This window comes from Ferrimonas sediminicola (assembly GCF_005116715.1).
In the GTDB taxonomy this organism is placed as follows: Bacteria; Pseudomonadota; Gammaproteobacteria; order Enterobacterales; family Shewanellaceae; genus Ferrimonas; species Ferrimonas sediminicola.
Genome location: NZ_SWCI01000016.1, coordinates 1 through 20623 on the forward strand (window position 1 = coordinate 1; position 20623 = coordinate 20623).

Sequence of the window (20623 nt, forward strand, 5' to 3'; positions counted from 1 at the left end):
GACGCCCATCAAATTCACCGAAGCTTCAATGATGTCGTTTCCGCTCGACTTGCATGTGTTAGGCCTGCCGCCAGCGTTCAATCTGAGCCATGATCAAACTCTTCAATTAAAAAGTTTTTTGGAATCCTAAAATTCCGACTCAATGAATTACTGAATTAACTTGTTATAGTCACTCAGTGCAACATTGATATATGAGATATCAATCCTGCGCGAGTGCCCACACAGATTGTCTGACTAATTGTTAAAGAGCGCGCTACGATTTTCAACCGTAGCGGGATGCGAATGATACGCCTCCCATCGTCCAAGTCAAGGGAAATCTCAAAACTTTCATCAGAAATTCGATTTTGACTTAGAGTCTTCAGTCAAAGCGTTGTTTTCAACCCTTTGCCCTGTCGACGGAGGCGCATTATAGGGGGTTATTTTGTTCTGACAAGCGCTATTATGATGTGACAAACTCGTTTGTTCACAAAACCCCCAGCAAGGACGGCAAAGCAGTCAAACTGGGCATTTAGGGAGCACATCATGGCCATCAAACCCTTCAATCACATTGTACCGACGGTGCCGCATAGCGCCTTTGTCGATTCCAGCGCCGTACTGTATGGCGATATTACCCTTGGCGAAGACGTCAGTGTCTGGCCACTGGTTGCCGCCCGGGGTGACGTCAACCAGATCCGCATCGGTGACCGCAGCAATGTCCAGGATAGCACCGTGCTGCATGTCACCCGCAAAGGCGAGTCCAACCCAGATGGCTTCCCACTGCTCATCGGCGCCGATGTCACCGTGGGCCATAAGGCGATGCTCCACGGCTGCACCATCGGCGATCGGGTGCTGGTAGGCATGGGCGCCATAGTGCTGGATGGCGCAGTTATTGGGGATGACGTCATACTGGGGGCCGGCAGCCTGGTGCCTCCGGGTAAAACCCTGGAGTCTGGCTACCTCTATGTCGGTAGTCCGGCCAAGCAGGCTCGTCCCCTGACAGACAAGGAGCGCGCCTTCCTGACGGTGTCAGCAAGCAACTATGTCCGGCTAAAGAACGAGTACCTAGCTCAGGAGTAGCCTCAGATGGCCGGATGCTGCAGCCAGATCCGGCCCTGGGCGTCGAAGTTTTCCTCTTCGATGAGGGTTTCCGCCTCCTCCTCCAGGTCAAACCTGTACTGTTCAAACGCCTGGATCGCTTGCTCTTCCGTGGTGATCTCTGTGTCGGCCAGATGGGCCAGCGCCGGAAGTGAGATGTAGCAGCCCACCTGCTGACCCGCCACCAGTGCAGTGAAGCTCAGGTGGAGCTGCTGCATATCCACCCGGAGTTGGTCATTAAACAGGATCTGTTGGTTCATGTTGCCTCTCCCAGCTGGGCCATGAGCAGATCATAGACCTCATCGGTGGCTGGGGACACTCCTCGCCAGATCTCGAAACTGACCGCGGCCTGCTCCACCAGCATTCCCAAGCCGGCCAGGTTGATTGTTGCCCCCGTCTCAGACGCCCATTGCTGAAATATGGTGGGTTTATCGCCATAGGCCATGTCATAGCAGCTGCCGCCTGCCGCCAGCATCTCCGGCAACAGTGGGGGCAGTGCCGCGGAGAGCGAGGCTGAGGTGCCATTGATGATGAGGTCGAAGCTTCCCTCAATCTCATCAAAACCCCCTCCGCGGATGGCTCCCAAGTGACTGAACAGGGAAGCCAGCTCCTTAGCCTTGGCGGCGGTGCGGTTGGCAATCACCAACTCCCCCACCTCTGCCGCCATCAGCTCGGGAATGACGCCTCGAACCGCCCCGCCGGCGCCTAACAGCAGCACCCGGCGGCCATTCAGGGCAATGTGATGTTTCCGCAGGTCCCTGACCAGCCCTTCGCCGTCGGTGTTGTCGCCACACAGCTTCTCCCCTTGCCAATAGAGGGTGTTCACCGCCCCCGCCAGCCGGGCGCGCTCACTGAGGGTGTCACACAGCTTCGCTGCCTGCTGCTTGAACGGCAGAGTCACGTTCGCCCCCAGTCCCCCCTCTTGACGAAAACGATGGATCGCCTCAGGAAAGCCGTCCAGGGGTGCTAGAATCGCCTCGTAACTGAGCTTCTGGCCAGTCTGCTTGGCAAAACAGGCATGGATAAGGGGCGATTTACTGTGTTTGATGGGATGACCGAATACGGCATATCTGTCCATTGGCGTCGTCATCTGTAATTGGGGAAAGGAATGTTATCAGTTATACGTCGCCTGCTTGGCGGCAGGCAAGGGGTGTCAGAGCCCAGCAGTGCTTATGAACTCATTGGTGGCGAACCTGTGGTGCAGGCCATCGCCCAGCGCTTCTATCAGTTGATGGAGGAGGACCCTAGATATCGGCCACTTCGCGCCCAACACCCACAGGATCTGAACGAAAGCGCCGACAAGCTGTTTATGTTCCTGTCCGGCTGGCTCGGCGGCCCGCCCCTGTTTGAACAGGCCCATGGTCACCCCATGCTGAGGGCCAGACACCTGAGCTTCAGGGTCGACAGAGCCCTGCGGGATCAGTGGCTGGATTGCATGCGCCGGGCACTGAATGACACGGTCCGCCACAAGCCGGGGCGCCAGGCCATACTCAAGGCCCTGATCCCCCTGGCGGACCACATGCGCAACGTCGACGTGGACTAGCTCAGTTCCGACAGCCAGTCCCGGGGGCGAAGGTAGTCGCTGTACAGTTTGGCCTCGGCACTGCCCTCCTCCGGCTGATATTGGTACTGCCAGCGAACCAGCGGCGGCATGGACATCAGGATGGACTCGGTCCGTCCCCCAGACTGCAACCCAAACAGGGTGCCGCGGTCCCAAACCAGGTTGAACTCCACATAGCGGCCACGGCGGTAGAGCTGGAACTCTCTCTGCGCTTCCGTGTAAGGGGTGTCCCTCCGGCGAGCCACTATGGGTTCGTAGGCAGGGATGAACCCCTCACCCACCGCTTTCATGAAGGCGAAGCTCTTTTCAAAGCCCGGTTCATTCAGGTCGTCAAAGAACAGCCCGCCCACCCCGCGGGTCTCTCCCCGATGCTTGAGGTAGAAGTAGTCATCACACCACCGCTTGTACTTGGGATAGACCTCTTCACCGAAGGGCAGGCACAGCGCTCGGGCGGTGGAGTGCCAATGAAGAATGTCTTCGTCCACGGGGTAGTAGGGGGTCAGATCGAAGCCGCCACCAAACCACCAGATGGGATCGGCTCCCTCTTTCTGAGCGATAAAGAATCGAACATTGGCGTGGGAGGTGGGCACATGGGGGTTCTTGGGATGAATCACCAGGGAGACGCCCATCGCCTGGAAATGACACCCCTCCAGCTCCGGACGCTGGGCGGTGGCAGAAGCCGGCATACGGTCACCGAACACATGGGAGAAATTGACTCCGGCCTGCTCGAATACGGCACCGTCGGCCAGCACCCGGCTGCGGCCGCCACCGCCCTCCGAACGCTGCCACTCATCTTCGGCAAAGGCCGCTCCGCCGTCTGCACGCTCCAGGCTGGTGCAGATACTGTCCTGCAGCGCCAGCAAAAACTGGCGCACCTGCTCAATCCGTTGTTCCATGTGTCCCTCGACTGACGTTAGCCGGCGCGCAATGTCTCGCCGGTGATGGCATTGATGATGGTGGAGGGGGAGAGAGAGTCTCCCACCTGACTGTCGACAACTCCGGCCACCCGACCAGACAGGGTGTGCTGAACCTCGGCCACGCTTCTGCCCGGCTCGTCACCGCTCAGGTTGGCACTGGTGGACACCATGGGCTTGCCGAACAGGCGGGCCAGATCGGCCGCCTGGGGGTGGGCGGTCACCCTGACCGCCACAGATTGAAACTGGCCGGTAATCCATTCAGGGACCCCGGGCTTGGCCGGCACCACCCAGGTATAGGGGCCGGGCCAGCTGTCGAACACCCGCTGTCGCTGGGCATCGGACAGGGCATCAAAATCCACATAGGGGCGCAGCTGATCGACATCCGCCGCCAGCAGGATCAACCCCTTTTCCACGGGACGCTGTTTGATGGCGAGCAAGCGCATCACCGCTTCCCGGTTGTCCGGATCACAGCCCAGGCCAAATACCGCTTCGGTGGCGTAGGCGATCACTTCACCTTCGGCCATCTTCCTGGCGCCGGACTGCAGGGTAATGCGCTCCATCACGGATTAACGGCCCAGCTTTTCCTGCAGGGCGGCATCCTTGGCCATCACGGCTTCGGCGTTCTTCTGACGATCCGCCTTAACACGTTCGGCCATCTCCTCGCTGGCCACCGCCAGCATCTGGGCAGCCAGGTAACCGGCATTCTTGGCACCAGCCTTACCAATGGCCACGGCCGCCACCGGCACACCGCCAGGCATCATCACGGTGGAGAGCAGTGCGTCGTGTCCCTGCAGCGGGCCAGCATCGATCGGCACACCGATGACCGGGCGGGTCGTGATACCGGCAACGGCACCGGCCAGGTGAGCGGCCAGGCCAGCAGCACAGATGAACACCTTGCAACCACGCTCCTCGGCATCTTTCACATAGGCGTGAGTCGCCGCGGGAGTGCGGTGGGCGGAGGTCACCTTGACTTCGAAATGAATGTCAAAGCTCTTGAGGACGTCCAGGGTGGACTGCATAACGGGCAGATCGGAATCTGAGCCCATGAGTACAGCAACAAAGGGTGTGGTCATTGTGGTACTTCCTATTTATACCGTTTTATTATGGGTAGGGTACTTCGCCGGCGATTATATCGTTTTACCCCGATATTTACAGGCTCGCTGGGGACAAATTAGTCTCATTTCGCCCCGGACCCGCTTCTCCACCAATATCCCCCAGCCGCAATCCGGACAGCTGTCGGGGTGTGGCGGAGCATTCACCACATACTTGCATTTCGGGTAACTGCTGCACCCATAGAAAGGTTTTCCCGAACGACCGCTTCGATGAACCAGGTGTCCCTTGCCACACTCGGGGCACTCCACCTGGGAATCCTCCTCCTCCTCGCGGACGATAAAGTCACACTCGGGGTAGCCGGTACAGCCGATGTAGAAGCCATAACGTCCGGATTTCAGCGCTAGGGGACGCTCACACTTGGGACAGGGCTGATCCTCCATCACCTCGATGATGCCAACTTCCTTGTGACTCAATGGGCGACTGTAGTCGCAGGCAGGATAGCTCTGGCAACCGAGAAACTGGCCTCGCTTACCGTTGAGGATGTGCAGTTCGGACCCGCACCGGGGGCAAACCTCGTACTCCCGCTCCAGGGCATGCTCATGGACATTGAACAAACCGTCATCAATTCTACTCACGTCACACTTTTCCGCTCAAAAAATGAACAATCGTCGACACACCTTGTGTGACTGAATATAGTACCAGTGCCCAAGCCGGGGGGCACGGAGTTTGCCGTGAATTGGCTTCTAAGGCGTCATTCGGAACATTGTGTACCACCGCTGTAGAGGAGTGTCTGGTGATGAAATTGAAGAGCGTCTCTCTCTGTCTGGCCGCGGCGGCCCTGCTCTACGGCTGCTCGGCCACCCCAGAGCCCCCCCGGGTCATCACCCCAGCCGTGGATCTCGCCCAGGCCAACCGCGGCGATGCCAGCGTCATCAATGACCAACAGTTGGCCGACAGCATCGCTGCGGTCGTCGCCATGGCGCCCCACCCCCGCTCCCACAGGGAAGCCCTGTTCAACCATCTCCAATATCTGCGTGCCTACAGCTACTTTGCCGATGTGGATCTGATGGAGGATGCCCAGATTCAGCAACTGCACCGGGGTCTGATGACCCTGGGGCAAACCCTGGACCGCCAGACCCCGGAACTGCTGGAGCAGTGGGGGGTACTGCTTTACCGCTTCTACCGTCAGGATGGCACCGGCCAGGATCTGGACATCCTGCCCCAGTTACTGGCCAACCAGCTTGCCTCCTTCGAAACGGTCGGCAGCGGCTCCGCCATCCAGGATTACGCCCTGTGGGAGCTGCTCCGCAGCGCCGGCATGCTGCTGGAGTCGGTACGCCGGGTGCCCGACAGCCTCCTGAAGCAACAACTGCTGGAGAGCGAGCTCGATCAGGCCCTGCTGAGTTTCGCCGCCAGCGACGGGGCCCAGCGCCCCTCCGGCGACTGGCCCCAGCAGAACGCCTACTGGGCCCTGGCGATGTGGCAGCTGAACCAGCCTGCCGAGATCCGCCTGCTTACCGAACAGCGGGTGGCCAAACTGGCCCGGGATGATCAGCAGCGTCGCGGCGCACAGGCCGGACGCGCCTTTACCCTGGGCTTCCTGGTCAACGCCTTCCTGGGGCAACAGGCCTGCACCGGCGACTACGCCGATCTGTGCACCCTCCCCAAGGAGGAAGAGATCCTGCCCATCGAACACCGTTGCTCCGACAGCCTCTATATCCGGGCCCAGGATCTGACCGAGGCTGAGCTCAATCAGACCTGTGGCCGTCTCACCTCTCAGGAGCAGGACTTCCATCTGCTGCTGGCCACCGATCAGCAGCCGGTGGCCGACGATCACAACGACGCCCTCAAGGTGGTGGTGTTCAAGAACTGGAGTCAGTACAACGCCTACGGACAACTGCTGTTCGACATCGATACAGACAACGGCGGCATGTATATCGAGGGCAACCCGGGCCAGGCAGGCAACCAGGCCACCTTTTACGCCTATCGCGCCTGGTGGCAAGAGGAGTTCCAGGTTTGGAACCTCAACCATGAATATATCCACTACCTGGACGGGCGCTTCGTCAAATACGGCGGATTCGGCCACTTCCCGGGAAAAATGGTGTGGTGGGCAGAGGGGATGGCGGAATATGTCTCCAAGGGCCACGACAACCCCCAGGCGATGACCCTGGCCCGGGATTATGGCGTGGACAACTGGCCCTCTCTGGAGGAGATCTTCGCCACCCACTATACCGACGGCCTGGATCGTACCTACAGATGGAGCTACCTGGCGGTTCGTTACTTCTGTGAAAACAACAGGGAAGCGCTGCAAGCCCTGGGGCGCTCCCTGAAGGGGAACGACTTCACTGCCTATGATCAGGCGCTGCTGGCGCTGGCCCGGGAGAATCAGGCCGACTTCAACGACTGGCTGTCCGAACAGGTGGACGCCATGCCCCAGGAGATGCCACAGCTTATGCTGGCCCAGGCCCCCCAGCCCAGAAGAGAGAACCGGTACAGCTACCGCGACTACCTGAAGCCGGTGCACCTGGCCTCGGGCGAAGAGCACCTGCACCTGTAACGGGAAATAAAAAGAGGGCACCCCTGGCCCTCCCCTTACCGCGGCGGCACTCAAGTGCCGCTTTCTTAGTCGTATTTAATGGATCATCCCCTCGGGCTCCTCAAACACCAGATCCTCCATCTGGCGGTAGGCGCCTTCGTTACCGGGGGCGTTGAACAACACCATCAGCACCACCCACTTCAGGTCATCCAGACTCAGAGGCTCGCCGTCGAGCTCCATTACCCGGTCGATGACCATCTCGCGGGTTTCACCGCTAAGCACTTGAATCTGCTCCAGGAACAGCAGAAAACCTCGGCAGGCCGTATCCAGACGGATCTGCTCCGCTTCGGTGTAGACGCGAAGGCTGTGGTTAGGGTTAGTGTACAGATAGGGCTGATCGGTGCCATCCTGCAGCGCCGCGAGCTTCTCTATCCAGATTAATGCCTTGCCTATCTCCTCCGATTTAAAACCCGCACGACTCAGCTCTTCCGTCAGCTCTTCGCGATCCAACAACAACTCAACATCGCTTTGGACATAGGTCTCGAACAGGTACATCAGTATGTCGAACATGCGCTACCCTCCCCTAAGCCGGATGTAACCGCCGGGCACTTGCGCAACCCGACCCTCTAACTCCAGCAGTAACAGTTGCTCAAGTACAACATCTACTGGCAAATCGCTCCGAGCCACCACCACATCTACTGAAGTGGCCTCATAACCCACACTATCCAACAACCTGGGCAAAGGCAACTCCGGCACCTGGGCGCGAACCCGGTTCTGGGGCCGCCGACTCAGCTGCGGCATCAGTTCCTCATAGATATCGACCGGGGCAGAGGTCAGTTTGGCACCCTGCTGGATCAAAAAATGACAACCGGCGGCCTGGGGGTTGTCGACCGAGCCGGGCACCGCGAACACCTCCCGACCCTGTTCCGCCGCCATTCTGGCAGTAATCAGCGAGCCGGACTTCACTCCGGCCTCCATCACCAGGGTGCCGTAGCACAGGCCGCTGACGACCCTGTTGCGCCGGGGAAAGCAGCCCTTGTGCGGGCGAAGATCCGGCCAGAAGGTCGAGACCACCGCTCCCTGCTCGGCGATACGCCGCTGCAGCTCTTTATGTCTACGGGGATAACAGTGGCCCAGACCACAACCGGTGACCGCCACCGTCGCGCCCCCCTCCAGGGCGCCCCGATGGGCGGCGGCGTCGATCCCTTCGGCCAGACCACTGACGATCACCCACCCCTGCTGAGCCAACTCCCGGCACCAGTGATGAGTCCGCTCCAGGGCCGGTGGGGTGGCGCCGCGGCTGCCGACCACCGCCAGCCCCGGCCCCGCCAGCAACGACGCCTCCCCCTCCACGAACAGCAGCAAAGGCGGGTCGGCAATCTGTTTCAGCGCCAGGGGGTAATCCGGGTGTTCCAGCGTCAGGATTTGCCGGTTGGGCGGCTCGGACCAGGCCAGCGCCAATTCCAGCCGCCGCCGCTCCGGATAGGCCAGAGTTTGGGCAAACCCTGGGTGAATGTCGGGAAGATCCCCGGCCAGAGCCCACTGACGTAACACCTCGACCGGCGCCATATCCAACAGTTTCAGCTTGCGGCCGAGACCCAGCCCCCGGGCCAACTCCAGCGCCAGCCAATCCGTTACCGAGGCCGCCATCGACGCTCCGGGGTCACCGCCCTGTCCGCCAGCCGGAGAGGGTGGCCGCCCCGGGTGACCAGTGCCAGGCACACCCGCGCGAAACAGTGCACCACCACCAACTCACCCCGCTTCAGCTCCGCCCCCGGTCCCATGCGGTGGATACCGATCAACATCTGCCCCGGCCGAACGCCGTTTTCCCGGCTCAGGTACACCAATTCCCCTGGCCCCACCTCCCGGGCCAGCGACGGTGTGGCTACCAAGGCAAGGTCGGTATCCGGAGGGGCGGCCATCAGAGGCACCAGCAGGGGATCGGCCACCAGCGTCGCCAGGGCATAGAGCGGCTCCCCTGGGCCAACCTCCTGGTCACTATAGAGCAGCCGCAGCTGCCCGGAAGGATTGGCAACCCCAATGGCCGCCAGCACCATCTCCTCCCCTAGGCGCTTGCCGCTTTGCGGATCGTTCAGGCTCTGACGATAACGAAACACCCCGTAATCCCCGCCGGGTTGCAGGGGATGACTCAGGTAGAGGGTGTCCCCGGCGACAAAGCGCAGCGAGGAGCGGCTGCCGGCCTCCACCACAGGGGCCGCCTGCAGGGCTTGGGCCGTCACCACCCTCACCCTTGCCAGCCGCGGGCGGATCGATGCCCAGTCCAGGGTCAGGATCGGCTCGCCGGCCATCGGCCCCTCTTCACGGCGCAGCACGGGCTGACCATTTTCCAACCCCAGCAACAGGCGCTCACCAGGGTAGATAAGATGAGGGTTGGACACGGTGAGGTTGGTTCGCCACAACCTGGGCCACTGCCAGGGATCATTCAGATAGAGAGAGGAGATGCTCCACAGTGTATCACCCTGTTTTACAGTGTATACCTTAGGCGAACCCGGTCGCAGGGAGAGGCTCTCGGCCCACCCTGCCAGGGAGAGGATCAGCAGAAACAGTAGAGGAACTCGGCGCATTCAACATCCTTGTCGATCATTAACGGTTTCGCCTGTGCCTGTTCATGGCCTCGGCAAACAGTTAAAATTGAGCCAATGACAACCTAAGTATAATCAGGTTGAATGTTTTTACCGATTTGAAGACGAGAGAACCATGGCTACTTTGCAAGTCCTGCGTTTCCCGGACGAGCGCCTGAGAACGGTTGCCAAACCGGTGACCGAATTTGATGGCGAACTCCAGCAACTGATTGATGACATGCTGGAAACCATGTACGAAGAGAAGGGTATCGGCCTGGCAGCCACCCAGGTGGACCGCCACGTTCAAGTGATCGTCATGGATCACTCCGAGGACAAATCCGCCCCGATGGTATTCATCAACCCAGCACTGTCCAACCAGAGTGGTTCCTTCACCAATGAGGAGGGCTGCCTGTCCGTGCCTGGCGTTTATGCCAAAGTGGATCGCTATGAAACCGTCACCATCGACGCCCTGGACCGGGAAGGCAACCCCTTCACCGTAGACGCCGAGGAACTGCTGTCCATCTGCATTCAGCATGAGATGGATCACCTCAAAGGCAAGCTGTTCGTGGATTACCTGTCGCCCCTTAAGCGTCAGCGCATCCGCCAGAAGCTGGAAAAACAAGCCCGCGTAGAAGCCCGCCACGCTTAGGAGACGGCCTTGACCCCCCTGAAGATTGTGTTTGCCGGTACGCCGGATTTTGCCGCGCGTCACCTGGACGCGCTGATCCAGAGCGACCACCAGGTGGTGGCCGTCTACTCTCAGCCCGACCGCCCCGCTGGCCGGGGCAAGAAGTTGACCGCCAGTCCGGTAAAGACCGTGGCCCTGGATCACGACATCCCCGTATACCAACCCAAGTCCCTGCGCCAGGAGGAGGCCCAGCGCGAGCTGGCAGACCTGGATTTCGATATCATGGTGGTGGTGGCCTATGGCCTGATCCTGCCCAAGGGGGTGCTGGAAACACCCAGACTCGGCTGCATCAATGTCCACGGCAGCCTGCTGCCCCGCTGGCGCGGTGCCGCCCCCATCCAGCGTGCCATCTGGGCCGGGGACGCGGTCACCGGCGTGACCATCATGCAGATGGATGAGGGTCTGGACACCGGGGACATGCTGCACAAGGTGACCCTGCCCATTGATGCCAGTGACACCTCGGCGGCCCTCTATGACAAGCTGGCGGAGCTGGGGCCTCAGGGCCTACTGGCAGCCCTGAAGAAGATCGCCGATGGCACCATCGTGGCGGAGAAGCAGGACGACAGCCAGGCCAACTACGCCGACAAGCTCTCCAAAGAGGAGGCTCGCATCGACTGGAACCAGCCGGCCGACTTTATCGAGCGCTGCGTTCGCGCCTTCAACCCCTGGCCAGTGAGCCACTTCGAGGCGGGCGACAGTAGCCTCAAGCTGTGGCAGGCCACCGTGGTCGACGGGAGTGGCGCCCAGCCCGGTACCGTTATCCAGGCGGACAAGCAGGGACTGGTGATCGCCTGTGGCCAGCAGGCGCTCAAGCTGGAGACCATCCAGCTGCCCGGCAAGAAGGCGATGGCCGCCACCGACGTCCTCAACGCCCGCAAGGAGTGGTTTGCGGTTGGGACCCGCCTGTCATGAGTACACGCAACACCCGCGCCCAGGCCGCCTGGGTGATCGAGCAGGTGATCGACAAGGGCCAGTCCCTGGGCGCCTGCCTGCCCCAAGCCCAGCAACAGCTCGCCAATCCCAAGGACAAGGGGCTGCTGGCGGAGATCTGTTACGGTGTGATGCGCCAGCTGCCAGTGCTGGACTCCCAGGTGCTGGCTTGCCTGGACACCCCTCTGAAGGGGAAAAAGCGCATTATCCACTGCCTGCTGCTGGCAGGACTCTATCAGTTGAAGCACATGAGGGTGAAGCAGCACGCCGCAGTGACGGAAACCGTGGAAGCCACCCGTCAGCTCAAGGCCGGGGGACTGTCCGGGCTGGTCAACGGCGTGATGCGCCGCTTCTGCCGCGAGTTGGAGCAACTGCAACAACAACGCTTCGACGACGACAGCCGAACCCATCTGCACTCCCGCTGGTTTATCGAGCGGGTACGCCAGGCCTACCCCAGATGGTGGCCACAGATCCTGGACGCCAACAACCAGCACCCGCCCCTGTGGCTGCGCAACAACGCCAGCCACCAGAGCCGGGCCGCCTACCTGGCGACCCTGAAGGAGGCGGGAATCGACGCCCAGCCGGGCCAGAGTGCCAATGCCCTGCGCCTGCCCCAGGCGATGGATGTCACCCGGCTACCCGGCTTCGACTCCGGTAATGTCTCGGTGCAGGATCTCTCCGCCCAGTGGTCCGCCTACCTGCTGGATCCCCGCCCTGGTGAGCGGGTGCTGGACGCCTGCGCCGCGCCCGGCGGCAAGACCTGTCACCTGATGGAGTTCCAACCACAGCTGCAGGAGGTGGTCGCCCTGGATATCGACCAGAGTCGCCTCGACCGGGTACAACAGAACCTGGATCGCCTCAACCTCTCCGCCACCTTGGTGGCCGGAGATGCCGCCGATCCGGACAGCTGGTGGGATGGTCGCCCGTTCGACCGCATCCTGCTGGACGCCCCCTGCTCCGCCACCGGCGTGATTCGGCGCAATCCGGACAGCAAATGGCTGCGCCGGGAAAGCGACATCGCCGCACTGGCCGAGCTGCAGCAGCGTATCCTCCACGCCTGCTGGAAGATGCTCAAACCCGGCGGCACCCTGGTGTACGCCACCTGCTCGATTCTTCCTGAAGAAAATGTGAACCAGATCAAGACATTTCTTCAACAGGTGCCGGATGCTATGCTGCTTAGCATCAATCCGGATGATACCAGTGACCAACCTGGCTGGCAGTTGCTCCCCCGTCCCGATGAGGGCGACGGCTTCTACTACGCCAGAATGACTAAACAGCGCTGAACTAGCAGATGAAGATCATCATTCTCGGAGCCGGCCAGGTGGGCGGCACGCTGGCCGAAAACCTGGTTGGCGAAAACAATGACATCACCATAGTGGACAACGATCAGGTCACCCTGCGCTCCCTGCAGGACAAGTACGACCTGAGGGTGGTGAATGGCCATGCGGCCCACCCCGGGGTGCTGCACGAAGCGGGCGCAGAGGACGCCGACATGCTGATTGCGGTAACCAACTCCGATGAGACCAACATGGTGGCCTGTCATCTGGCCTACACCCTGTATGGCACCCCCACCAAGATCGCCCGGATCCGCTCCGAACAGTTTATGGCACGCCAGGAGGCCCTGTTTCAACGCAGCGGCCAGGGCAACGATTGCCGTGGGCGCTTCTTTATCGATGAGCTGATCGCACCGGAGCAACTGGTCACCCACTATATCCGGCGGCTGATCGAGTACCCCGGCGCCCTGCAGGTGGTGGAGTTTGCCGATGGCCGGGTCAGCCTGGTAGCGGTCAAGGCCTACTACGGCGGTCCCCTGGTGGGCAACGCCCTGTCTGCCCTGCGCGAGCATATGCCCAACATCGATACCCGGGTCGCGGCGATCTTCCGCCAGGGACGCCCCATCCTGCCGCGGGGTACCACGGTGATCGAGGCGGATGACGAGGTGTTCTTCGTTGCCGACTCCAAGCACATCCGAGCGGTAATGAGCGAGATGCAGGAGCTGGAGTCCAGCTACCGCCACATCATGATCGCCGGCGGCGGCAACATCGGGTTCGGCCTGGCCAAGGCCCTGGAGTCCTATCACGAGGTTAAGCTGATCGAACGCAACGCCGAACGGGCCTCCTCCCTCTCGGAGTGGCTGGACTCCACCACGGTGTTTCATGGCGATGCCTCGGATCAAGAGCTGCTCCATGAAGAGCAGATCAACCAGACCGACGTGTTCATTGCCGTCACCAACGACGATGAGGCCAACATCATGTCCGCCCTGCTGGCTAAACGCCTGGGGGCCAAGAAGGTGATGGTGCTGATCCAGCGCGAGGCCTACGTGGACCTGGTGAAAGACGCCAACATCGACATCGCCATCTCCCCCCAACAGGCCACCATCAGCTCGCTGCTGACCCACGTGCGCCAGGGAGACATCACCAACGTCTACTCACTGCGGGGCGGCGCCACCGAAGCGATCGAGGCGGTGGCCCACGGCGACGAGAACACCTCCAAGGTGGTGGGCAAGCAGATTCAGGACATCAAGCTGCCCCCGGGCACCACCATTGGTGCCGTCGTCCGCAAGGAACAGGTACTGATCGCTCACGACCGCACCGTTATCGAGGCGAACGACCATGTGATCATGTTCCTGGTAGATAAGAAATACATCACGGAAGTCGAGAAACTGTTCCAGCCCAGTGCGCTGTTTATCTAGACTTTAATCATGATCAATATCAGGCCACTCTCCTTCCTGTTGGGGCTCTTTCTGGCTGTGGTCGCCGGATTGATGCTGATTCCAGCAGGGGTGTCTCTCTATCATGGCGAAGGACTGGCCGAGGATTTCTTCAAATCCGCTTCCCTCACCGCCATCGCCGCCCTGATGGCGGTGAGCAGCGGCTACCGTAGCCAGCTCACCCTGAGCACCCGGGATCTCTACCTGTTCACCACGCTGACCTGGATCATCGTGTCGATGTTCGCAGCCCTGCCCTTCACCTTCTACCACGGCATCAGCTACACCGATGCCTTCTTCGAGACCATGTCAGGCATCACCACCACAGGCTCCACTGTGCTGTCGGGGCTGAATGACACCGCCTGGTCGATCCTGATCTGGCGCTCCCTGCTGCAGTGGCTGGGCGGCATCGGCTTCATCGTCATGGGGGTGGCCATCTTCCCCATGCTCAACGTCGGCGGCATGCGGCTGTTCCGCACCGAATCCTCGGACTGGTCGGATAAATGGATGCCTCGCACCCAGTTGATTGGCCGGGGCCTGGTCAAGGTCTACCTGCTGCTGACCGCCCTGTGCTGTCTAGGCTACCTGCTGGCGGGGATGACCCCGTTCGAAGCGATCAATCACGCCATGACCACTCTGTCCACCGGGGGCTACTCCACCACCGACAGCTCCATGACCCACTTCAGCACCCTGGCCCACTGGAATGGCACCCTGTTCATGTTCCTCGGGGGAATGCCAATGCTGATCTACCTGCAGATGGTGCACATGCGCTCGCTGAGCGTCTGGAACGATCAGCAGGTGAAGGGATACCTGAGCTTCGTAGTGGCGGCCTCCCTGGCTCTGGCCTGGTGGCTAAGCAATGCCAAGCAGCTCCCCTTCTTCGACGCCCTGACCCTGGCCAGCTTCAACCTGGTGTCGGTGGTGACCACCACAGGGTTCGCCTCCACCGACTACAGCGCCTGGGGGCCTGCCGCCGGGGTGATCTTCTTCTTCCTGATGTTCGTGGGTGCCTGTTCCGGCTCGACCTCGGGGGCAATCAAAATCTTCCGCTTCCAACTGGCAGGTGCCATCCTGCATAAGGCGCTGAAGCAGCAGATTCACCCCTCGGCCCTTTTCCCGCAGCGCTACAACAGACGCACCATCAACGAGGATATCGTCCGCTCCCTGGTGAGCTTCTCCATCCTGTTTATTGCCACCATCATCGTCCTGGCGCTGTTCCTGGTGCTGACGGGAGTAGACCCGGTGTCCAGCCTGACCGGCGCCATTACCGCGGTCACCAATGTCGGGCCCGGATTGGGCGAGGTGATCGGCCCGGCTGGCAACTTCGCCAGCCTGCCGGATTCGGCCAAGTGGGCACTCAGCCTGGGGATGTTGCTGGGAAGGCTGGAGATCATCACGGTTGCCGTGCTGTTCCTGCCCTCCTTCTGGCGCTATTAGGGCTGGCGCGCTGCCGCCATCACCTCTGCGCCAGGGTGATTAAGTGGCGGCCGTAGGCCTTCACATCCTCCCAGTCGGTGTAGTCGATCACCGAATGCTTATCGGTGGGACCGTTGGTCATCTTCATGATCATCTGAATCATCAGGGTGTCCAGCATGCCCCAAGAGGGGTAATCCACCTTGCCGGCAATCACCTTGAGGTCATCCGGTTGCCACGGTGACAGTTCCAGGAACTTCTGCATGTAGCGGTTCCCCTCCACCGTGGCTTTCTCCGGCGTGCGGGCCACCACGGAGAGGTTGAAGAAACTGTTAGGCTTCGACTGGATCTGATCCCTGTGATCGGCCACGAACTGCATGAAGTTCTTATCGTAATTGCCATAGAGGACTGGCGCCCCCAAAACCACGGCATCATAGCCGTCCCAACCCACGGGTTCGTGGGTCGCTTCGACAATATCCATCATGTCACACTGGTGACCCGCCTCGCGGATGGTCTCCATCAGCACCCGGGCCACCCGAGCTGTGTGGCCTCCCCGGCTCATATACAGAATTAATAATCGCTTCACTTCGCCTCCGCCTTAATGCGCAAATATCGACTCATGGATGATATAGGTCCGCCCACCTTCTCATCTATGGAGAAAGATCACACTTTTTTAAGGAGATTTTGTAAGAATGGGTCGATTCGGGATCTGGCGCTGCTTAACAAAACGCCGAGTTCGGATTAATATTAGTCTCTGCTAAAGCTGAGGTAGATTATGGCACTGACAATTGATTTGGAGAACATGACAACCAACGCTCAGGAAGCGTCGAAGTTGTTGAAGACCATTGCCAACCCACACCGTCTGATGCTGCTGTGCCTGATCGGCAAACAGGAACTGACCGTGGGCGAGTTGAACGAGCAGGTGCCCCTGAGCCAGTCTGCCCTCTCTCAACACCTGGCGGTGCTGCGTAACGAGGGCCTGGTTAAGACCCGCAAAGAGGCACAACTGGTGTGGTACAGCTTGGACAGCCGCGAGGTTGAGGCGATCATCAACCTGCTGTACGACCTCTACTGCGGCGCCGACAAGTAATCCCTCCCGTAACCGGCCATCCGGTTACCGGGGTGGATTACTTCCCCTCTATTCGCCGGCAAGCCTGTCGGCAAACGCCTCCACCCTGCCCCAGTCGGTAAACTCCCTCACCGTAGACGGATCCGTGGGCCCCTTGGTGATCCACATGATGAAGCGGATGATGTGACGGTCCCAGAATCCCAGCGCCGGGTAATCCAATGATCCGGCGAAGACATCCAGCAGTTGCGGCCGCCAGGGCACCAGCTTGAGGAACTTGGCCACATAGGGGTTACTGTCGGCACTGCTCTTTTCCGGCTTGCGGGCCACCAGGTTCACCGAGAAGAAGGCGCTGCGCTTGCGCTCGAGCAGCCCCAGGTTGTCCCTGACGAAAGTGAGCACCGCCGGTCTATAGTGGCCATAGCGAATGCTGGCCCCCACCACCAGGGTGTCGAAACCGGTCATATCCTTCGGCGGATGATCGATCTCCGCCAGCTGCACCTGGTTTTCCGTTGCCTCCAGCCGGGATTGGATCCGCTGGGCGATCTTTCGAGTTTGGCCATCCACGGTGGAGTAGAGAATCAGTATCCGCCTCACAGCCTCTCCTTAGCTCTTCCAGAATGCCGGTGTAAACAGCACCAGCAGGGTGAAAATCTCCAGTCGGCCAAACAGCATGGCCAGTACCAGAATCCATTTGGCCACATCACTGATATCCCCGTAATGGGATGCCACCGATCCCAGGCCGGGCCCCAGGTTGTTCAGACAGGCGGCGGTGGCACTGAAGGCGGTGATGTCATCCAGGCCGGTCGCCATCAGGGCCACCAGGCAGATGGCAAACACCAGGGCATAGGCGGCAAAAAAACCCCAGACCGCATCGATCACCCGGTCCGGTACCGCCTTCTCATTGAGGCGGATTGAGAACATCGCCCGGGGGTGCACCAACCGCTTCAGTTCCCGTCCCCCCTGCAGCAGCAGCAAGACAAACCGCACCACCTTCATGCCACCGCCGGTGGAACCGGCGCAGCCGCCGACAAAACTGGACAGGATCAGCAGCACCGGCAGGAACAGGGGCCATTCGGAGAAGCTGTGGGTACCGAAGCCGGCGGTGGTAGAGATGGAGACTGCCTGGAACAAGGCGTAGTCCAGGGTCTCCTCCGGCGATTGGTAGATGCCGCTGTCCAGCAGCACCATGAAGCAGATCAGGGTCAGGATAAGTTGGAACAGCAGAAACACCCGGACCTCGGCGTCACACCAGTAGTTGCGCAGATTGATGCCCCGGCGGCTGAAGGCACCGAAGTGCAGGCTGAAGTTGACCCCGGCAATCAGCAGAAACACCACACAGATGGTGTTGATCAACTGGCTGTCGAACGCGCCCATGGAGTCGTCATAACTGGAGAAGCCGCCGATGGAGACCGTGGAGAAGCTGTGTCCCAGGGCGTCGAAGGCACTCATCCCCGCCAACCAGTAGGCGCCGGCGCAGAGCAGGGTCAGCGCCAGGTAGATGTACCACAACGCCTTAGCGGTCTCGGCGATACGGGGCGTCATCTTGTTGTCCTTGACCGGCCCCGGCGTTTCGCAGCGGTAGAGCTGCATGCCACCAATGCCCAGCATCGGCAGTACCGCCACCGCCAGGACGATGATCCCCATCCCCCCCAGCCACTGCAGCAGGTGACGATAGAAGAGGATCGCCTTAGGCAGGCCCTCCAGGCCGGTGATCACCGTGGCCCCGGTGGTAGTCAGGGCGGAGAAGGCTTCGAAGAAGGCGTTACTGATCGACAGATCCGGCTGCGAAGAGAGCAGGAAGGGGATGGCGGCGATGGAACCCAGTACGGTCCAGAACAGCACCACGATCAGGAACCCCTCCCGGGCCTTCAGTTCCTCTTTCAGATGGCGATTGGGGTACCAGGCGGCCAGGCCGATCAGCAGGCTGATCACCAGGGCCTGCATAAAGGTGGCGCCCTCTCCGTCCTTGTAGATCACCGCGACCAGGGCCGGTGGCACCATGGTGAGGCTGAAAAGCATCACCAGCAGGCCGATGATTCGAACTATCGATCGATATTGCATCAGTGTGTTAGCTGTTCTTGTCCGGGTTCAGTCCCACTCAACTTGCAACCGGCCCTGACTGCTCTGAGCCAGTTGCAAGGCGAAGCGCTGCCTTCGCTCCTCGGGCAGCGCCAGGCTATAAGTTACTTGTTGTTCAAATTCTTGGGAAATAATTTTGCCGTCAAAGTGACCCAGCCAGTGTTCCAGGGTGGGCTGATCGGCATAATCCACCCGGATCCGTCCCTGCACCATGGTCACAAAGGGGCGGGTAGGCAGGCTCTCCAGGGCCAGCTTAACGCCGCCCGAGTAAGCACGCACTAACCCGCCAACCCCAAGTTTGGTGCCTCCGTAGTAGCGGATCACCACCACCGCCAGCTGCCCCACCTCGGCGCCCAGCACCACGTTGAGCATGGGGCGTCCGGCTGAGCCCGCCGGTTCCCCGTCATCACTGGCGCCAATCTCCCGGGTATCTCCAGGAGGGCCCGCATTGAAGGCCAGGCAATGATGGCTGGCCTCCGGGTGTTGCTGTCGGGCCAGCTGCTGCAGCTCGCGGGCCTGCTTGCCATCGGTGACATGGGCCACCCAGGTGATAAAACGGCTGCGTTTGATCACCTCCTCCACCTGGTGGAAGCGGGTAGGCACCTGGAATGAGGCGCTCATCAGGCCAGCCCAAGGTCCCGGGTCAGGTTTTCGATTCGGTCGCCATGGACCACCACATCGTCTTCGATGCGAATGCCGCCATAGGGGCGCAACTCATCGATCACCGAGGTGTTGAGCATCCCCTTGGCGCTGTCACTCAGGCCACTCAGCAGGGAATCAATAACATAGAGGCCGGGCTCAATGGTCAGTACCATGCCAGGCTCCAGGATGCGGGTGCAGCGCAGGGCCGGATGCGCCTCGGGCGCCGCCATATGGGCCCCCTGCTCATCCTGCATGAAGCCACCCACATCGTGAACCTGCAAGCCAATCTGGTGGCCCAGACCATGGGGGAAGAAAGCCGCGGTCACCCCGTCGGCAATCAACGCCTCAGCGGATCCCCGTGCCAACCCGAAACGGCTGAGCAGCTCGGCCACCCGGCGGTGCATATCCAGGTGCAGTTCGGTATAAGCCATTCCCGGCCTGATGGTGTCGATGATCGCCAGCTGCTGCTCATTCATGGCCGCCACCAGCTCGGCAAAACGGCTGCCGGACTCAAAGGCGTAGGTCCGGGTAATGTCGGATGCATAGCCGTGGAAGCTGGCACCGGCATCCAGCAGGAAGCTGCGCAGCTGTTTCGGCGCAACCCGCTCCAGGGCAGTGTAATGCAGGATGGCGCTGTTCTCGTTAAGGGCAACGATGTTGCCGTAGGGCACCTCGTTTTCCCCCTGGGCGGTGGCGCTCAGGTAGGCCAACTGAATATCGAACTCGCTCTTCTGACCGAAGAAGGCATCACGGGCCGCCTCATGGCCGCATACGGCGATCTCACTGGCAATGCGCATGCAGGCCAGCTCATAATCGGTCTTATAGGCACGGTGGTAGTGCAGGTAGTCCATCACCGGCTGAGGGTTCACCTCTCCCATGCCCCATTGACTCGCCAGCTCGGTAGGCTCGCCAATAAAGGCATAGGCGGACAGGTTGTCGGGCAGCAAGGCTCTCGCCTGTTCCGGTTTCTCTATCACCTTGATGTCAAACGCATCGGTCCAGAATCCCTGAGGCAGCGGCGGTACCTTGTGCCAGAAGTCCACAGGACGGTAGAACAGCAGGGTCGGCCTCTCTGAAGGACGAATCAGCAACACACAGTGAGGATTGTCGGTCACCGGCACCCAGTGTTTGAAATGGGGGTTGGCCTTGAACGGGTAATCCATGTCATCCAGGAAGATTCTCTGGGGCACACCGGCGTGAATCACCAACCCCTGCAGCCCTTCCCTGTCCAGCAGGGTTTCTGTGCGTCGGGTCAGGGTGGCCAGGTGATCCTGATAGAGGGGAGCGAAACGGTCCATGACTCTCTCTGTTGTTGTGATAGTGATCTGTGGCGGCAGTGTAACACAGTCCCCGTGGCAGCTCAGGAACTGAG

General features: G+C 60.6%; 23 protein-coding genes and 1 rRNA gene. 9 read left to right on the plus strand and 15 right to left on the minus strand.

Annotation, left to right across the window (positions count from 1 at the left end; genetic code table 11):
* Positions 1–109: ribosomal RNA gene (locus tag FCL40_RS16440) — 16S ribosomal RNA — on the minus strand; the annotation flags it as partial.
* Between the two features lie 413 nt (positions 110–522).
* Here FCL40_RS16440 and FCL40_RS16445 point away from each other — a divergent pair.
* On the plus strand, positions 523–1056 hold the full coding sequence (locus tag FCL40_RS16445) for a gamma carbonic anhydrase family protein (RefSeq protein WP_136854394.1): 534 nt from the start codon (positions 523–525) through the stop codon (positions 1054–1056).
* Positions 1057–1058: 2 nt separating this feature from the next.
* Here FCL40_RS16445 and FCL40_RS16450 read toward each other — a convergent pair whose 3' ends face one another.
* Positions 1059–1334 carry a DUF1488 family protein gene (locus FCL40_RS16450; protein ID WP_136854395.1) on the minus strand — a complete coding sequence of 92 codons (276 nt, stop codon included), beginning with the start codon at positions 1332–1334 and terminating at the stop codon, positions 1059–1061.
* On the minus strand, positions 1331–2152 hold the full coding sequence (aroE, locus tag FCL40_RS16455; protein ID WP_136854396.1) for a shikimate dehydrogenase: 822 nt from the start codon (positions 2150–2152) through the stop codon (positions 1331–1333). Before aroE ends, FCL40_RS16450 begins: the two co-directional genes overlap by 4 nt.
* Before the next feature lie 30 nt (positions 2153–2182).
* On the opposite strand from aroE, the gene FCL40_RS16460 reads away from it, so the two are divergent.
* On the plus strand, positions 2183–2617 hold the full coding sequence (locus tag FCL40_RS16460; protein ID WP_136854397.1) for a group II truncated hemoglobin: 435 nt from the start codon (positions 2183–2185) through the stop codon (positions 2615–2617).
* On the opposite strand, the gene hemF is transcribed toward FCL40_RS16460, so the two are convergent.
* The 4 genes from hemF to FCL40_RS16480 are packed head-to-tail and all read right to left on the minus strand — an operon-like array spanning position 2614 to position 5240.
* Positions 2614–3531 carry an oxygen-dependent coproporphyrinogen oxidase gene (gene hemF, locus FCL40_RS16465; RefSeq protein WP_136854398.1) on the minus strand — a complete coding sequence of 306 codons (918 nt, stop codon included), beginning with the start codon at positions 3529–3531 and terminating at the stop codon, positions 2614–2616. The genes FCL40_RS16460 and hemF overlap by 4 nt on opposite strands.
* A gap of 17 nt (positions 3532–3548) precedes the next feature.
* Entirely contained in the window at positions 3549–4112 is a 564-nt protein-coding gene (locus FCL40_RS16470) for an L-threonylcarbamoyladenylate synthase (protein WP_136854399.1), read from the minus strand.
* 6 nt (positions 4113–4118) lie between these two features.
* Positions 4119–4625, minus strand: a complete 507-nt coding sequence (gene purE / locus FCL40_RS16475; protein WP_136854400.1) for a 5-(carboxyamino)imidazole ribonucleotide mutase — start codon at positions 4623–4625, stop codon at positions 4119–4121.
* A gap of 54 nt (positions 4626–4679) precedes the next feature.
* Positions 4680–5240, minus strand: a complete 561-nt coding sequence (locus FCL40_RS16480) for a DNA topoisomerase family protein (RefSeq protein WP_136854401.1) — start codon at positions 5238–5240, stop codon at positions 4680–4682.
* A gap of 161 nt (positions 5241–5401) precedes the next feature.
* Here FCL40_RS16480 and FCL40_RS16485 point away from each other — a divergent pair, with 161 nt between their 5' ends.
* On the plus strand, positions 5402–7162 hold the full coding sequence (locus tag FCL40_RS16485; protein WP_229360366.1) for a collagenase: 1761 nt from the start codon (positions 5402–5404) through the stop codon (positions 7160–7162).
* A gap of 75 nt (positions 7163–7237) precedes the next feature.
* Here the strand turns inward: FCL40_RS16485 and FCL40_RS16490 are convergent, their stop codons facing one another.
* The 3 genes from FCL40_RS16490 to FCL40_RS16500 are packed head-to-tail and all read right to left on the minus strand — an operon-like array spanning position 7238 to position 9726.
* Positions 7238–7711 (minus strand): DUF494 family protein, encoded by a 474-nt coding sequence (locus FCL40_RS16490; RefSeq protein WP_136854402.1) that lies wholly within the window; start codon positions 7709–7711, stop codon positions 7238–7240.
* A 3-nt stretch (positions 7712–7714) separates the two neighbouring features.
* Positions 7715–8791, minus strand: coding sequence for a DNA-processing protein DprA (gene dprA, locus FCL40_RS16495; protein WP_136854403.1), 1077 nt, complete (start codon positions 8789–8791; stop codon positions 7715–7717).
* Entirely contained in the window at positions 8776–9726 is a 951-nt protein-coding gene (locus FCL40_RS16500; protein ID WP_136854404.1) for a LysM peptidoglycan-binding domain-containing protein, read from the minus strand. The genes dprA and FCL40_RS16500 overlap by 16 nt, the downstream gene beginning before the upstream one ends.
* A gap of 133 nt (positions 9727–9859) precedes the next feature.
* Between FCL40_RS16500 and def the strand changes: the two genes are divergently transcribed.
* The 5 genes from def to FCL40_RS16525 are packed head-to-tail and all read left to right on the plus strand — an operon-like array spanning position 9860 to position 15485.
* Positions 9860–10372 (plus strand): peptide deformylase, encoded by a 513-nt coding sequence (gene def, locus FCL40_RS16505; protein ID WP_136854405.1) that lies wholly within the window; start codon positions 9860–9862, stop codon positions 10370–10372.
* Positions 10373–10381: 9 nt separating this feature from the next.
* On the plus strand, positions 10382–11323 hold the full coding sequence (gene fmt / locus FCL40_RS16510; protein ID WP_136854406.1) for a methionyl-tRNA formyltransferase: 942 nt from the start codon (positions 10382–10384) through the stop codon (positions 11321–11323).
* The gene (gene rsmB, locus FCL40_RS16515) at positions 11320–12624 is read left to right on the plus strand and encodes a 16S rRNA (cytosine(967)-C(5))-methyltransferase RsmB (RefSeq protein WP_136854407.1); all 1305 of its coding nucleotides are present in this window, start codon (positions 11320–11322) and stop codon (positions 12622–12624) included. The genes fmt and rsmB overlap by 4 nt, the downstream gene beginning before the upstream one ends.
* Positions 12625–12632: 8 nt before the next feature.
* Positions 12633–14033: a Trk system potassium transporter TrkA gene (gene trkA, locus FCL40_RS16520; RefSeq protein ID WP_136854408.1), complete on the plus strand. Its 1401-nt coding sequence runs from the start codon at positions 12633–12635 to the stop codon at positions 14031–14033.
* 9 nt (positions 14034–14042) lie between these two features.
* A complete protein-coding gene (locus tag FCL40_RS16525; protein ID WP_136854409.1) occupies positions 14043–15485 on the plus strand; it encodes a TrkH family potassium uptake protein in 1443 nt (480 codons plus the stop codon).
* 19 nt (positions 15486–15504) lie between these two features.
* Here FCL40_RS16525 and hemG (FCL40_RS16530) read toward each other — a convergent pair whose 3' ends face one another.
* On the minus strand, positions 15505–16047 hold the full coding sequence (gene hemG / locus FCL40_RS16530) for a menaquinone-dependent protoporphyrinogen IX dehydrogenase (RefSeq protein WP_136854410.1): 543 nt from the start codon (positions 16045–16047) through the stop codon (positions 15505–15507).
* Between the two features lie 189 nt (positions 16048–16236).
* Between hemG (FCL40_RS16530) and FCL40_RS16535 the strand changes: the two genes are divergently transcribed.
* Positions 16237–16551, plus strand: a complete 315-nt coding sequence (locus FCL40_RS16535; protein WP_169307163.1) for an ArsR/SmtB family transcription factor — start codon at positions 16237–16239, stop codon at positions 16549–16551.
* 48 nt (positions 16552–16599) lie between these two features.
* On the opposite strand, the gene hemG (FCL40_RS16540) is transcribed toward FCL40_RS16535, so the two are convergent.
* The 4 genes from hemG (FCL40_RS16540) to pepQ are packed head-to-tail and all read right to left on the minus strand — an operon-like array spanning position 16600 to position 20549.
* A complete protein-coding gene (gene hemG, locus FCL40_RS16540) occupies positions 16600–17124 on the minus strand; it encodes a menaquinone-dependent protoporphyrinogen IX dehydrogenase (protein WP_136854411.1) in 525 nt (174 codons plus the stop codon).
* Positions 17125–17133: 9 nt separating this feature from the next.
* Positions 17134–18591, minus strand: coding sequence for a TrkH family potassium uptake protein (locus FCL40_RS16545; protein WP_136854412.1), 1458 nt, complete (start codon positions 18589–18591; stop codon positions 17134–17136).
* A gap of 27 nt (positions 18592–18618) precedes the next feature.
* Positions 18619–19230, minus strand: a complete 612-nt coding sequence (locus tag FCL40_RS16550; protein ID WP_136854413.1) for a YigZ family protein — start codon at positions 19228–19230, stop codon at positions 18619–18621.
* On the minus strand, positions 19230–20549 hold the full coding sequence (gene pepQ / locus FCL40_RS16555) for a Xaa-Pro dipeptidase (RefSeq protein WP_136854414.1): 1320 nt from the start codon (positions 20547–20549) through the stop codon (positions 19230–19232). The genes FCL40_RS16550 and pepQ overlap by 1 nt, the downstream gene beginning before the upstream one ends.
* Between the last annotated feature and the right edge of the window lie 74 nt (positions 20550–20623).

What these genes read in the sequence shown, in the direction of transcription:
- pepQ (WP_136854414.1), bottom strand. Translation starts at nt 20,549, where the DNA reads ATGGACCGTTTCGCTCCCCTCTATCAGGATCACCTGGCCACCCTGACC.
- rsmB (WP_136854407.1), top strand. Translation starts at nt 11,320, where the DNA reads ATGAGTACACGCAACACCCGCGCCCAGGCCGCCTGGGTGATCGAGCAG.
- aroE (WP_136854396.1), bottom strand. Translation starts at nt 2,152, where the DNA reads ATGGACAGATATGCCGTATTCGGTCATCCCATCAAACACAGTAAATCG.
- FCL40_RS16550 (WP_136854413.1), bottom strand. Translation starts at nt 19,230, where the DNA reads ATGAGCGCCTCATTCCAGGTGCCTACCCGCTTCCACCAGGTGGAGGAG.
- trkA (WP_136854408.1), top strand. Translation starts at nt 12,633, where the DNA reads ATGAAGATCATCATTCTCGGAGCCGGCCAGGTGGGCGGCACGCTGGCC.
- FCL40_RS16545 (WP_136854412.1), bottom strand. Translation starts at nt 18,591, where the DNA reads ATGCAATATCGATCGATAGTTCGAATCATCGGCCTGCTGGTGATGCTT.
- FCL40_RS16525 (WP_136854409.1), top strand. Translation starts at nt 14,043, where the DNA reads ATGATCAATATCAGGCCACTCTCCTTCCTGTTGGGGCTCTTTCTGGCT.
- FCL40_RS16445 (WP_136854394.1), top strand. Translation starts at nt 523, where the DNA reads ATGGCCATCAAACCCTTCAATCACATTGTACCGACGGTGCCGCATAGC.
- FCL40_RS16450 (WP_136854395.1), bottom strand. Translation starts at nt 1,334, where the DNA reads ATGAACCAACAGATCCTGTTTAATGACCAACTCCGGGTGGATATGCAG.
- purE (WP_136854400.1), bottom strand. Translation starts at nt 4,625, where the DNA reads ATGACCACACCCTTTGTTGCTGTACTCATGGGCTCAGATTCCGATCTG.
- hemF (WP_136854398.1), bottom strand. Translation starts at nt 3,531, where the DNA reads ATGGAACAACGGATTGAGCAGGTGCGCCAGTTTTTGCTGGCGCTGCAG.
- FCL40_RS16500 (WP_136854404.1), bottom strand. Translation starts at nt 9,726, where the DNA reads ATGCGCCGAGTTCCTCTACTGTTTCTGCTGATCCTCTCCCTGGCAGGG.
- FCL40_RS16535 (WP_169307163.1), top strand. Translation starts at nt 16,237, where the DNA reads ATGGCACTGACAATTGATTTGGAGAACATGACAACCAACGCTCAGGAA.
- FCL40_RS16485 (WP_229360366.1), top strand. Translation starts at nt 5,402, where the DNA reads ATGAAATTGAAGAGCGTCTCTCTCTGTCTGGCCGCGGCGGCCCTGCTC.
- FCL40_RS16460 (WP_136854397.1), top strand. Translation starts at nt 2,183, where the DNA reads ATGTTATCAGTTATACGTCGCCTGCTTGGCGGCAGGCAAGGGGTGTCA.
- dprA (WP_136854403.1), bottom strand. Translation starts at nt 8,791, where the DNA reads ATGGCGGCCTCGGTAACGGATTGGCTGGCGCTGGAGTTGGCCCGGGGG.
- FCL40_RS16470 (WP_136854399.1), bottom strand. Translation starts at nt 4,112, where the DNA reads ATGGAGCGCATTACCCTGCAGTCCGGCGCCAGGAAGATGGCCGAAGGT.
- FCL40_RS16490 (WP_136854402.1), bottom strand. Translation starts at nt 7,711, where the DNA reads ATGTTCGACATACTGATGTACCTGTTCGAGACCTATGTCCAAAGCGAT.
- def (WP_136854405.1), top strand. Translation starts at nt 9,860, where the DNA reads ATGGCTACTTTGCAAGTCCTGCGTTTCCCGGACGAGCGCCTGAGAACG.